The sequence below is a fragment of the Bacillus cereus group sp. MYBK108-1 genome, assembly GCF_051917185.1.
Taxonomy (GTDB): Bacteria; Bacillota; Bacilli; order Bacillales; family Bacillaceae_G; genus Bacillus_A; species Bacillus_A cereus.
In genome coordinates, this window is sequence record NZ_JBQAHZ010000006.1 from 187,742 (window position 1) to 201,287 (window position 13,546).

Consider the following 13,546-nt stretch of genomic DNA (forward strand, 5'->3'; position numbering starts at 1 on the left):
GTGTTCTCTTGCTTACGTTTTTTCTTGTAAAATTCATCATGAATTACTGGTTTTCAACAGGGATTCGTTATCCCTTAGCGAAATTATATTAGGAGAGTAATTTTTTCAAAACGTTTACGAGAAACAGATTACTGCAATTAGAAAAGGGGACATAACTATGAATGAATTGATTTTCGTCTTATTAATTTGTCCGTTACTTATCTTTATCGTTTCTGTTATTGGAACGCGCAAGACGAAAACGTATTACGTAATGCCGATTGTAACGTTTGCTAGTTTTTTAATAATAGGTGTTATCGCCTTTACTCCAAAATTTTTCTTTTGGGTCGGCATGTATAGCATCTTCTCGTTTATCGTTTCTTATATGACGCTATTGTTTGTGAAAGGATATGAGGTTGCTGAAAACGCTAAATAGTTGTTAGCAAGGAGACAGCAATATGATTTTCTTTGATATTGATGGAACTTTACTTGATTATGAGGCTGCTGAAAGAAATGGTATTATAGATTTTTTTCAAATATATATTTACTTCTAGTGAACTTGGGATATCGAAACCAGATCCTGAAATTTTTCACAGTAGTGTATTACAATCGAATCTTGAAATGAAAGACTGCTATTATATTGGCGATCGATTAGAGACTGATGCGATTAGTAGTACAGCAGCTGGGATGCAAGGGATATGGTTGAATCGGGATAACTCACAACTCAAGTACGATATTCCTACTATCTGTTCGTTACATGAAATTATAACAATGATATAAAAAAACGACCGCGTTCCCCCGCGGTCGTCTTTTTTCGTGTTACGCTGTGATCCAAGCTTCGTTAGCTGGATTTTTACGCCACTCTTGTAATTTTTTCGTTTCAGCTTGTCCAATCATACCTTTTTCTGCTGCAACTTCAGTTAATGCACTGTAATCACTTAAAGAATATGATGCTACGTTAGCTGCTTCTAGTTTTTCTTTTCCTGCTTCTAACTCATATGTGAAGATTGATACGATTCCTAATACTTCACATCCAGCTTCGCGAAGTGCTTCTACACATGTAATTGCACTACCGCCAGTTGAAATTAAGTCTTCTACTACTACGACTTTTTGACCTTTTTCAGCTTTTCCTTCGATTTGGTTCCCTTTACCGTGACCTTTTGCTTTACTACGTACGTAGCACATTGGTAAATCCATACGATCACTTACCCATGCAGCGTGCGCAATACCAGCAGTTGCTGTTCCTGCAATAATTTCTACAGTTGGGAAGTGCTCTTTAATTAACTCTTCTAATCCAGCTGCAATCGCTTGACGTACTTTTGGATAAGATAAAGTTAAACGGTTATCACAATAAATTGGTGATTTCATACCTGAAGACCAAGTGAATGGATCATTCGGTTGTAAAAATACTGCTCCAATTTCTAATAAATGCGATGCGATTTCTTTTTTCATACTGTTACACCTTCCCACTGTTGTTTTACTGTTTTATACGCTTCAAGCGGATTTTCTGCTTTTGTAATACTACGTCCAACTACGATGTAGCTTGAGCCAAGTTCCCTCGCACGTTTCGGTGTTGCTACGCGCACTTGGTCATTTACATCATCGCTTGCAAGACGAATCCCCGGTGTTACTGTTACAAATTCATTTCCGCATACTCCACGTAATTTTGGAACTTCAAGTGTTGAACAAACAACGCCATCAAGTCCACTTTCTTTCGTTAATTTTGCATAATGAGCAACCGCTTCTTCTAACGTTTTCTCAATGCCGATCTCTTTTTTCATCATAGCTTCCGAAGTGCTTGTTAGTTGTGTAACTGCAATACAAATCGGTCTCTCTTTTCCTTCTTGCTTACCTTCCTCTAATCCCTCAATCGCAGCTTTCATCATGCTGCTTCCCCCAGCAGCATGAACATTTACCATATCAACATCTAGACTAGCTAGGCTACGCATAGCGCTTTTTACTGTATTCGGAATATCATGAAGTTTTAAATCTAAGAAGATCTTATGTCCCTTTTCTTTTAAGTACGTAATAATCGCAGGGCCTTCTTTGTAAAATAACTCCATACCTACTTTGACAAATAACTCTTCCCCTTCAAAGTGGTGTAAGAATTGTTCTACTTCTTGTTTCCCTGGAAAATCTAGTGCAACGATTAACGACTGTGACATGTTTGCTTCCAGCTCCTTCCTTGACATTCCGAAATGTGATCAAATCCTAATTCATCTAATAATGCTGGTAACTCTTCAATAATTGTCGGACATACGAACGGATCGATAAAGTTCGCTGTACCTACTGCAACTGCGCTTGCGCCAGCATAGAAGAATTCAATTACATCTTCAGCTGTTTCAATACCACCCATTCCGATAATTGGAATGTTAACCGCTTGGCTTACTTCATGTACCATGCGAATTGCTACTGGCTTAATCGCAGGACCTGATAATCCGCCTGTACGGTTTGCTAAAATTGGTTTAGCTGTTTTTAAATCTAGACGCATACCAAGCAATGTATTAATCATCGTTAAACCATCTGCACCTGCATTTTCAATCGCTTTTGCAATTTCTACTATGTTTGCCACGTTCGGTGACAATTTCACGTATACAGGTACTTCAGAAACCTCTTTTACTCGCTTCGTTAAATCAGCAGCAATTTCAGGATTTGTACCAAAGGCGATACCACCTGTTTTTACGTTCGGACAAGAAATGTTTAATTCTAGTGCATGGACATTAGGCGCTTTAGAAATTTCCTTCGCAACCGCTACGTAATCCTCAGCTTGTGAGCCTGCAACGTTTGCAATAATTGGAAGGTCAAATTGTTCTAACCATGGTAATTCCGAATTCATTACTTTGTCTAATCCCGGGTTTTGAAGTCCGATTGCATTTAGCATGCCCCCTGGTGTTTCAGCAACACGAGGCGTTGGATTTCCATAACGTGGTTGTTCTGTCGTCGCTTTAATCATGATTGATCCTAGTACACTTAAATCGTAAAACTGTGCATATTCACGACCAAACCCAAAGCATCCAGATGCCGGTATAATTGGATTTTTTAATGATAATCCTGGTAATTCAACTTGCAATCTGTTCATAGTACAACCTCCCCGATTGGAAATACTGGTCCGTCGCTACACACCTTCTTGTAAGAATGTCCACTTGGATCTTCTTGTAAGTGGCATACACATGCGAAACAAGCTCCAATACCACAGCCCATACGTTCTTCTAATGAAATATAGGCTTTTTTCTCTTTGTAACGTCCTTCTAATGCACGAAGCATCGCTAGCGGACCACATGAATAAAGAATATCAAAGTCAATTCCGTAATTATCAATTACATCTGTGACAAATCCTTTTGTACCGTGTGTACCGTCTACTGTCGCAACGTACGTATCACCAAGTTCTGCAAATTTTTCTTCATAGAAAACTACATCTTTCGTTTGAAAGCCTAAGATGTGAATAACACGTACACCTTTTGCAACGAGGCGCTGTGATAATTCATAAAGTGGTGGTACACCAATTCCCCCACCTACTAGTAAAGCTGTTTGACCAGCTTCTGCTTCTTCTACAGGAAAACCGTGTCCTAATGGTCCTAGTACATCTACCATTTCACCTTGTTTTCTAGTTGCTAATGTTTTTGTCCCTTGTCCTTCGGCACGATATAGCATTGTAAATTCGTTCTTCTCTTGATCTACATTACAAATACTAATTGGGCGGCGCAGAAGGGGCGCAATGCCCTCTGCTACCTTAATGTGTACAAACTGCCCTGGTTCGTTCATTTGCTGTACTAACGTTCCTTGAAGCACTAATTCGTAAATATTTTTTGCGATTTCTTTTTGGTTAACGACGATCATATTTTGCTTTTGCATCATGCATGTACCACCTCGTGACGCTTTGTTTGCGTAATTTCTTTCATTGAATGAGCTGAGAATGTCATAGATTCTAATACTCGTAAGATTGCTCTTGTTGTATCAAGTGATGTTAAGCAAGCCACACCATTTTCTACTGATTCACGGCGAATGCGGAAACCATCACGCGCTGGTTGTTTACCTTTTGTTAATGTGTTAATTACAAACTGTGCTTTTCCTTGACGGATAATATCTAGTAAGTTGTAGTCTTCAGAATCAATTTTGTTTACAACTTGTACTGGGATATTTTGCTCTTCTAATGATTGTGCTGTTCCAGCTGTTGCTAATAAGTTATAGCCGATTTCGTGGAAACGTTTTGCAATTTCCATCGCCTCTTCTTTATCTTTATCCGCTACAGTAATGATTACTGAGCCGTGCGTTGGGATGTTAATTCCAGAAGCAACTAACCCTTTATATAATGCTTTTTCAAGCGTTAAGTCTTTACCCATTACTTCCCCTGTTGATTTCATTTCAGGTCCTAATGTTGTATCAACTGAGCGTAGTTTCGCGAATGAGAATACCGGAGCTTTTACATATACTTCTTTCTCTTCTGGGTGATAGCCAGTTCCGTATCCTTGCTCTACTAGGTCTTGCCCTAAAATAACTTTCGTTGCAACATTCGCCATCGGTACGCCTGTAATTTTACTTAAGAACGGTACTGTACGGCTTGCACGTGGATTTACTTCAATTACGTACACTTGATCTTTGAATACTACAAACTGGATATTTAGTAATCCAACAATGTTTAATCCTTTTCCAAGTGCAATTGTATGTTCAATGATTTGTTCTTTTAGTTTTTCAGATAAACTTTGTGGTGGATATACTCCAATTGAGTCACCAGAGTGAACTCCAGCGCGTTCAATATGTTCCATAATACCTGGAATGAATACATTCTCACCATCGGAAATTGCATCTACTTCAATTTCTTTACCAACCATGTAACGGTCGATTAATACTGGGTGATCTGCATGAACTTTAACTGCATTTTTCATGTAGTGCAGTAGTTCTTCTTGACGATATACGATTTCCATCGCACGTCCACCTAGTACGTAAGATGGTCTTACTAATACTGGGTAACCAATTTCTTCTGCGATTGCTACCGCTTGTTCTACAGTCGTTGCTGTTTTACCAACTGGTTGCGGGATGCCAAGTTTTGTTAAAGCAGCTTCGAATTTATCACGATCTTCTGCACGGTCTAAGTCTTCAAGTGATGTTCCTAAAATTTTCACACCGTGTTCTTCTAGTTTCGCTGCTAAGTTAATTGCCGTTTGTCCACCGAACTGAACGATAACACCTTCTGGTTTTTCTAAATCGATAATATGCATTACATCTTCAATCGTTAATGGTTCAAAGTATAATTTGTCAGAAATACTGAAGTCTGTTGAAACTGTTTCTGGGTTGTTGTTAATGATAATTGCTTCATATCCAGCTTCTTTAATTGCCCATACTGAGTGAACTGTTGCGTAATCAAACTCAACACCTTGACCAATACGGATCGGACCAGATCCTAGAACTACTACACTCTTACGATCTGTTACAATCGATTCATTTTCGTCCGCATATGTGCTGTAGTAATATGGCGTTGCAGATTCAAACTCTGCCGCACAAGTATCTACCATTTTGAATACTGGCATCATATTATTTTCTTTACGCATATCGTAAATTTCGCGCTCCGTTTTGTTCCAAGCTGCTGCAATGTAGTGATCGCTGAAGCCCATTTCTTTTGCAGTTTGTAGTACTTCCATATTTCCTACATTCGCTTTTACTTCACGTTCCATATTTACGATGTTTTCAACTTTTTGTAAGAAGAAGAAGTCCATTTCACACCATTCATTGATTTCTTCTTTTGTTACACCTTGGCGAATTGCTTCTGCTACAATAAACAGTCGTTCATCATCCGCTTTAATGATACGTTTTTTCATCGTTTCTTTATCAAGTTCTTTTAAGTGGTCTAATTCTAAGTGATAAATGCCAAGCTCTAAAGAACGAACTGCTTTTAGTAATGATTCTTCTAAGTTACGTCCGATTGACATAACTTCACCAGTTGCTTTCATTTGTGTTCCAAGCGTTCTGTTCGCTGATTCAAACTTATCAAACGGCCAACGTGGAATTTTTGAAACAACATAGTCTAACGCTGGCTCGAAGCAAGCGTAAGTTTTTTGTGTTACTGGGTTTACGATTTCATCTAACGTTAAGCCGACTGCAATTTTTGCTGCTAATTTCGCAATTGGATATCCAGTTGCTTTAGATGCTAGTGCAGATGAACGACTTACACGTGGATTTACTTCGATTACATAGTATTGGAAGCTATATGGATCTAGTGCAAGCTGAACGTTACATCCACCTTCAATTCCTAGTGCACGAATAATTCGTAATGACGTGTTACGTAACATTTGGTATTCACGGTCGCTTAGCGTTTGGCTCGGTGCTACAACGATTGAATCACCTGTATGAACACCAACTGGATCGATATTTTCCATGTTACACACTACAATCGCGTTATCATTTGAATCACGCATTACTTCGTATTCAATTTCTTTACAGCCAGCAATACTTTTCTCTAATAAACATTGTGTTACTGGGCTATGTTTTAAACCACTTGTTACGATTTCAATTAGCTCTTCTTCGTTATGACAAATTCCACCGCCCGTTCCTCCTAATGTGAACGCTGGTCGAACGATTACTGGGTAACCAATTTCGTTTACAAATCCATATGCTTCATCAAGGTTATGAATAATTTCACTTGGTGGTGTTGGTTCATTTAAATCTTGCATTAATGTACGGAATAAATCACGATCTTCCGCTTGCTCGATTGCTGATAATTTTGTTCCTAAAATTTCAACTCCGCACTCGTCAAGTACGCCTGATTTTGCAAGTTCAACAGCCATGTTTAAACCTGTTTGACCACCTAATGTTGGTAGGATTGCATCAGGACGTTCTTTACGAATAATACGGCTTACGAATTCTAATGTTAATGGCTCGATGTATACTTTATCTGCTGTTGCAGTATCCGTCATAATTGTTGCTGGGTTAGAGTTAACAAGGATTACTTTGTAACCTTCCTCTTTAAGAGATTGACAAGCTTGTGTACCAGAGTAGTCAAACTCCGCTGCTTGCCCAATTACAATTGGTCCTGATCCGATTACTAAAATTGTGTTAATGTCTAGGCGTTTTGGCATAACTCTTCCCCTTCTTTCTTGAAGTTTTCAATCATTGTTAAGAAATCTTCGAATAAATCATTTGCATCTTCTGGTCCCGCTGAAGCTTCTGGATGGTATTGTACTGTAAATGCCGGGAACTTCTTATGACGAAGACCTTCTACCGTTCCATCGTTTAAAGCAACATGTGTAATTTCAAGATCTGTATTTTCAACTGATTCTTCTTCTACTGCGTATCCGTGGTTTTGAGATGTAATTGCTACTTTTCCAGTTGCAAGATTTTTTACTGGATGGTTTAAACCACGGTGACCAAATTTCAACTTACTTGTATTTGCACCTGATGCTAGAGCGAACAATTGATGTCCTAGGCAAATTCCGAATAAAGGAACTTTACCGATAATGTCTTTTAACATTTCAATTGCTTCTGGTACATCTTTCGGATCTCCAGGTCCATTACTTAACATAATTCCATCTGGGCTAAGGCGTAAAATTTCTTCCGCTGTTGTGTTGTAAGGAACTACAATTACATCACAGTCACGCTTATTTAATTCTCGTAAAATACCATGTTTCATACCGAAGTCTACTAGTACAACTCGGTGACCACGACCTGGGCTTGGGTATGGATCTTTCGTTGATACGCGTTTTACATGATCTGTAAATACTGTCGCTTTTAATTGGCTTACAATGTACTCTACATCTGCATCCATGTTACAAAGGCGTCCACGTAATGTACCGTATTGACGAATTTTTCTCGTTAATTTTCTCGTATCAATCCCTGCTAATCCTGGGATATTTCTTTCTTTCAAGTAATCATTTAACGAAATTTCATTACGGAAGTTTGATGGGTGATCACAAATTTCGTTTACGATTAAACCATTTACAGATGGGTGAATGGATTCAAAATCGTCACGGTTAATGCCGTAGTTTCCGATCAATGGGTACGTGAATGTTACGATTTGACCGCAATATGATGGATCAGATAATGTTTCTTGATATCCAGTCATTCCTGTTGTAAATACAACCTCACCTGACTTTTCGATTTCGCCTCCGAAACCTGTTCCAATTAATACTGTTCCATCTTCTAAGATAAGTTGTCTTTTCATACTAATGCACTCTCCTTTTGCCATGCGATCTTACCACCAACGATTGTCATTACCGGCCATCCTTGGCATTTCCAACCTGCGAATGGTGTATTTTTTCCTTTTGATAAGAATGTTGTTGGGTCAATCTCTTCTTCTTGTTCTAAATCAATGATTGTAATATCAGCTGCTCTACCTTCTTTTAGGCGACCTGCTTCTAAGCCGAATGTATCAGCTGGCTTTTCTGTTAAGAATTGAATTAACTGTTCTAGCGTAATAACTCCCTTTTTCACAAGGTTTGTGTATAGAAGCGGGAATGCTGTTTCAAAACCAGTAATTCCAAACGGTGCTCTTTCAATTCCTTGTGCTTTCTCTTCCGCTGTATGCGGTGCATGGTCAGTTGCGATCATATCGATCGTTCCATCTAATAAACCTTCAATTAATGCTGCATGGTCTTCTTTTCCACGAAGCGGTGGGTTCATTTTAAAGTTAGGATCAGCTGATGGGATATCATCTTCACATAACACTAGGTGATGCGGTGTTACTTCTGCTGTTACTTTAATTCCAGCGCGTTTCGCATCACGGATTACACGTACAGAACCTTTCGTACTTACATGACATACGTGATAGTGGCAATCTGCTGCTTCAGCAAGCAGTATATCCCTTGCAATATGTACAGATTCACATACTGATGGGATACCGTTTAATCCGTGTTTCTCAGAAAACTTCCCTTCATGTACACAACCTTTATTAATAAGCGTATTCTCTTCACAGTGCGCAACTACTGCCATATCTAATTTTGCTGCACGTTTCATAGCCGCTAACATCATGCTCGCATCTTGTACGCCTACGCCGTCATCTGTGAAAGCAAATGCTCCAAGTTCTTTTAATGTTTCGAAATCTGTCATTTCAGAACCAGCTTGACGTACTGTAATTGCTCCGTATGGTAGTACGTTAACATGAGCTTTTTCTTCAATACGTTTTTGCAAGTCTTCCATATGTTCTCTGCAATCTGGTACCGGGCGTGTATTTGGCATTGCGCAAATTGTAGTGAATCCACCTTTTGCCGCTGCTAGTGTACCTGTTTCAATTGTTTCTTTATGTTCACCACCTGGTTCACGAAGATGTACGTGTACATCTACTAATCCAGGTGCGATTAACTTTCCGTTCACATCGATTACTTCAGCATTATCTGCCGTAATATTTTCTGCTACCTTAGCGATTTTACCGTCTTGTACGAGAAGATCCGTTGCTACGATTTTTCCTTCTTCATTCATATAACGACCATTTTTAAACAAATAATTCATGTTTCATTCCTCCTAATACATTTGGTAAGGCGCGTTTTAGTACAGCCATTCTTACGTAAACTCCATTTTCCATTTGTTTAAATATACGTGAACGCTCACACTCAACAAGTTCACTTGCAATTTCAACATCACGGTTTACAGGAGCTGGATGCATAATAATGCTTCCTTCTTTCATACGCTTTTCTCTTTCTACTGTTAATCCGTGTTTCTCATGATATTCTTTCATAATGTCTGTTTCATAATGATCATGACGCTCATGTTGTACACGGAGTAACATCATTACATCAACTTCTGGAACAAGTTCATCTAATGGTTTGTATGTTCCAAATGTGTTGTCTTCATCTTTCCACTCTTCTGGACTTGCAAAGTAAATTGTTGCACCAAGCTTCGTTAATGCTTCTGCATTAGAACGTGCTACTCGGCTATGACGAACATCTCCTACTATTGCAATCTTCAAACCTTCAAATCTTCCAAACTCTTGTTTAATTGTAAGAAGGTCCAGTAGGCACTGTGTTGGGTGGTTTCCGCATCCATCTCCAGCATTTAAGATTGGAATATTCACCTGATCTTTTAGTTCATCGAAGTAGCGATCTTGCTCGTGGCGGATGACCACTGCTTTTGTTCCGATTGATTCTAGTGTTCTTATCGTATCGTATAGAGTTTCTCCTTTTTGTACGCTAGATGCATCAGCTGAAAAGTTTAAAACATCAAGTCCTAATCTCTTCTCAGCAACTTCAAAGCTAAATCTCGTTCTCGTACTATTCTCAAAGAACAAGTTCGCAACAAAAGTTTGCTCTGTCGTTTTGCTCTCTTTTCCATTCGCAAAATCTTCTGCATCTTTTAGGATTTCTGAAATTTCTACTTCCGATAATTCACTCATCGTTAACAAATGGCTCATCGTCATCCCTCATCTTTCTGATTTTTATGTTACCACTTTTGAATTTTTATAACAACCTTTGCATAAAAATACCCTAATCGTGTGAGACTAGGGTGCAAGAAAGAAGCCACCCTTTCCGGTCTCACAGGACTGAATTAAAAGGTTATTATTATGAAGCAATCTGCTTAGATTGTTTTATTTGTTTCGTTTCCGGTAGTAGTAGATTTAACAGTACACCTACAATTGCTGCTAGTGCCATTCCTTCTACTTGGAATGATTCTCCTACGTGAAGTACCGCTCCACCAATACCGATTACTAATATTACTGATGCAATCATTAAGTTTCGTTTGTCACTTAAATCTGTTTTATCATCTACCATCATGCGTAATCCGCTTGATGCGATTACACCGAATAGTAAGATTGATACACCACCCATAACTGGTGTTGGGATCGAATGAATCAGTGCAGAAATCTTACCGATAAATCCGAACATGATTGCGAATACTGCTGAACCGATGAATAAGTATACACTGTATGCTCTCGTAATTGCTAGCACACCGATGTTTTCACCATACGTTGTATTCGGTGGCCCACCGATTAGTGACGCGATTAATGTTGCTACTCCGTCACCGAAGATTGAACGGTGTAAACCTGGTTTTTCAATTAAATCTCTTTTAATAACATTTCCAAGAACAATTTGATGTCCGATATGTTCTGATATTGTTACTAGTGCAACTGGTACCATCAAGAGTACAATCTTCCATGAAAACTCTGGTGTATATGTTACAAATGGTACTGTGAAATCTGGTACAACAAACCATTTTGCCTCAGCTACCGGCTTTAAGTCTACTAGCCCTTGGAAGTAAGCGAAGATATATCCGCCGATAATGCCAAGTAACACTGGTATGATACTGAAAAATCCTCTTCCAAATATCGAGCATATAATTGTAATTGCTAATGTTACTAACGCTACTGAAAAGTGTGTAAAGCTATATTTGCCATCCGCACCGTTCATCGCCATGTTAACTGCTGTATGTGCTAAAGCTAGACCGATTACCATTACTACTGGACCAACTACGATTGGTGGTAGTAATTTCATAATCCACTCTGATCCTGATTTCTTAATTCCGAGTGAGATTAAGATGTACACAAGTCCTGCTAGCAAACCACCAAGCATTGCCGCTCCCGGTCCACCTGCCGTTTTCGCTGTTATAATCGGTGCGATAAAGGCGAATGATGATCCTAGATAAGCAGGTACTTGACCTTTCGTTATAAGAAGGAATGCTAACGTTCCTAATCCACTTGATATTAATGCTACTGATGGATTCAATCCTGTTAAAAACGGAACAAGCACTGTTGATCCAAACATCGCGAACAAATGTTGTATACTTAAAAATAACCATTTTCCCGGTTTCGGTACTTCATTAACGTCTAACACTGGCTTTTGTTCCATTGTTACATCCTCCTTCAGTTTAAATCTTTGCAATAAAAAAACTCTTTGTGCCTGTGCACAAAGAGTCCTACACTTTCGTATGCCAAATTTGACATATGAAAGCCAAGACCCTTTGGCAGCCTCACAGGACTACATTTAAAAGGGCTTTACTTATCGTATATGCTTACTCGATCTTGTTGATCTGTCTCTTGCAAATCAACTTCGATACGCTCTTCACTTGATGTTGGAATATTCTTCCCTACATAATCAGCGCGAATTGGTAATTCGCGATGACCTCTATCAACAAGAACCGCCAATTGGATTTGAGATGGTCTACCTAAATCCATAAGAGCATCCATTGCTGCTCGAACTGTTCTTCCTGTATATAATACGTCATCCACAAGGATAACTTTTTTCTTCGTAATATCTACAGGGATATCAGAACCTTTTACAAGTGGTTCTTTATTTTTCGATTGTAGTGTTAAATCATCACGATATAACGTAATGTCTAACTCTCCAACTTCCATTTCTTTTCCTTCAATTTGACCAATTCGTTCTGCCAAACGTTGTGCAATAAAAATTCCACGAGTTTTAATTCCGACAAGAACACAATTATCGACACCTTTATTTCGTTCCACGATTTCATGACTAATTCGTGTTAAAGCGCGGCGAATCATTTGGTCATCTAAAACGACAGCTTTCTCTTGCATGCTCTACACCTCCAAGCTTTTTTCTTGCGTGAGAGTAATGGTATAAAAAAAGTCCTCTCAGCGTGTGCGAGAGGACTTTTGAAAAAAGGGTACAACATACCCTAAGTATTTCAAACCGTTACCTTCTCAACCTCACGGGGCTGTGTTAAAGGATCATTATTTAACTGTTGTCAGTATCTCAGTTTTCTTATGATTTGTCAATACTATTTTCGTAAAATATTTAATGCGTCTTCAAACACTTCTGGAATCGGTGCCTCAAACTGAATATATTCACCCGTACGAGGATGATCAAAGCCTAAAATACCCGCATGAAGTGCTTGTCCATTCATATCTAACGTTTTCTTCGGACCATACTTCGGATCTCCTGCAAGTGGATAGCCAATATATTTCATATGAACACGAATTTGGTGCGTACGTCCCGTTTCTAAGCGACATTCTACAAGTGTAAAGTCTTTAAAGCGTTCTAACACTTGGAAGTGCGTAACAGCGTTCTTACCATTTTCATCAACTGTCATACTTTGACGCTCTTTCTTATCACGAGCAATCGGAGCATCAATCGTTCCCTTATCATGCGGAATCACACCGTGTACAATCGCTTTGTAACGTCTCGTTACTGTTTTTGCTACAAGCTGATTCACAAGCGATTCATGTGCCATATCATTTTTAGCAACCATTAATAGTCCAGATGTATCTTTATCAATACGATGCACGATACCTGGACGCATTACACCGTTAATGCCTGATAAGTCTGTACAATGATGCATAAGGCCATTTACAAGTGTACCACTTGTATGTCCTGGTGCTGGATGTACAACCATACCACGTGGCTTATTTACAACAAGCACATCTGCATCTTCATAATAAATTTCTAAATTTAAATCCTCTGGTTGAATATCTAACTCTTCTGGTTCAGGAATTGTTACTGTAATTTCATCTTCTTCTTTTACTTTATAATTCCCTTTTACCGCTTTCCCGTTTACTGTCACAACGTTATCTTTAATCCATTGCTGCACTTGCGTACGTGACCATTCGTTATTTATCCCTGCAACGAATTTATCAATTCGCTCGTTTTTTTGCTCTGCTGCAACTGTTACTTGTACTACTTCACTCATTCAA

General features: G+C 38.8%; 12 protein-coding genes and 1 pseudogene. 2 read left to right on the forward strand and 11 right to left on the reverse strand.

Annotated features, from left to right (window positions below; all coding sequences use genetic code 11):
- Nucleotides 1-157 precede the first annotated feature (157 nt).
- A complete protein-coding gene (locus tag ACTFSL_RS11965) occupies nucleotides 158-412 on the forward strand; it encodes a YbeF family protein (protein WP_025689243.1) in 255 nt (84 codons plus the stop codon).
- A gap of 92 nt (nucleotides 413-504) precedes the next feature.
- A pseudogene (locus ACTFSL_RS11970) lies at nucleotides 505-756 on the forward strand (HAD family hydrolase); the annotation flags it as partial.
- A 39-nt stretch (nucleotides 757-795) separates the two neighbouring features.
- Here ACTFSL_RS11970 and pyrE read toward each other — a convergent pair.
- The 11 genes from pyrE to ACTFSL_RS12025 all read right to left on the reverse strand — a co-directional run bounded on the left by pyrE (nucleotide 796) and on the right by ACTFSL_RS12025 (nucleotide 13,542).
- Entirely contained in the window at nucleotides 796-1,428 is a 633-nt protein-coding gene (pyrE, locus tag ACTFSL_RS11975; protein WP_000711440.1) for an orotate phosphoribosyltransferase, read from the reverse strand.
- On the reverse strand, nucleotides 1,425-2,141 hold the full coding sequence (gene pyrF, locus ACTFSL_RS11980) for an orotidine-5'-phosphate decarboxylase (RefSeq protein ID WP_440041795.1): 717 nt from the start codon (nucleotides 2,139-2,141) through the stop codon (nucleotides 1,425-1,427). Before pyrF ends, pyrE begins: the two co-directional genes overlap by 4 nt.
- Entirely contained in the window at nucleotides 2,126-3,055 is a 930-nt protein-coding gene (gene pyrD, locus ACTFSL_RS11985) for a dihydroorotate oxidase B catalytic subunit (protein WP_001081049.1), read from the reverse strand. Before pyrD ends, pyrF begins: the two co-directional genes overlap by 16 nt.
- Nucleotides 3,052-3,831, reverse strand: coding sequence for a dihydroorotate oxidase B electron transfer subunit (gene pyrK / locus ACTFSL_RS11990; RefSeq protein WP_000983359.1), 780 nt, complete (start codon nucleotides 3,829-3,831; stop codon nucleotides 3,052-3,054). Before pyrK ends, pyrD begins: the two co-directional genes overlap by 4 nt.
- On the reverse strand, nucleotides 3,828-7,046 hold the full coding sequence (carB, locus tag ACTFSL_RS11995) for a carbamoyl-phosphate synthase large subunit (RefSeq protein WP_001126101.1): 3,219 nt from the start codon (nucleotides 7,044-7,046) through the stop codon (nucleotides 3,828-3,830). Before carB ends, pyrK begins: the two co-directional genes overlap by 4 nt.
- The gene (locus tag ACTFSL_RS12000) at nucleotides 7,031-8,128 is read right to left on the reverse strand and encodes a carbamoyl phosphate synthase small subunit (protein ID WP_000828680.1); all 1,098 of its coding nucleotides are present in this window, start codon (nucleotides 8,126-8,128) and stop codon (nucleotides 7,031-7,033) included. Before ACTFSL_RS12000 ends, carB begins: the two co-directional genes overlap by 16 nt.
- Nucleotides 8,125-9,411, reverse strand: a complete 1,287-nt coding sequence (gene pyrC / locus ACTFSL_RS12005) for a dihydroorotase (RefSeq protein ID WP_001108367.1) — start codon at nucleotides 9,409-9,411, stop codon at nucleotides 8,125-8,127. The genes ACTFSL_RS12000 and pyrC overlap by 4 nt, the downstream gene beginning before the upstream one ends.
- Entirely contained in the window at nucleotides 9,395-10,309 is a 915-nt protein-coding gene (pyrB, locus tag ACTFSL_RS12010) for an aspartate carbamoyltransferase (protein ID WP_000018849.1), read from the reverse strand. Before pyrB ends, pyrC begins: the two co-directional genes overlap by 17 nt.
- 148 nt (nucleotides 10,310-10,457) lie before the next feature.
- Nucleotides 10,458-11,741 carry a uracil permease gene (uraA, locus tag ACTFSL_RS12015; RefSeq protein WP_000435928.1) on the reverse strand — a complete coding sequence of 428 codons (1,284 nt, stop codon included), beginning with the start codon at nucleotides 11,739-11,741 and terminating at the stop codon, nucleotides 10,458-10,460.
- 146 nt (nucleotides 11,742-11,887) lie between these two features.
- The gene (gene pyrR / locus ACTFSL_RS12020; protein WP_001156491.1) at nucleotides 11,888-12,430 is read right to left on the reverse strand and encodes a bifunctional pyrimidine operon transcriptional regulator/uracil phosphoribosyltransferase; all 543 of its coding nucleotides are present in this window, start codon (nucleotides 12,428-12,430) and stop codon (nucleotides 11,888-11,890) included.
- Nucleotides 12,431-12,633: 203 nt separating this feature from the next.
- On the reverse strand, nucleotides 12,634-13,542 hold the full coding sequence (locus ACTFSL_RS12025) for an RluA family pseudouridine synthase (RefSeq protein ID WP_000005831.1): 909 nt from the start codon (nucleotides 13,540-13,542) through the stop codon (nucleotides 12,634-12,636).
- Between the last annotated feature and the right edge of the window lie 4 nt (nucleotides 13,543-13,546).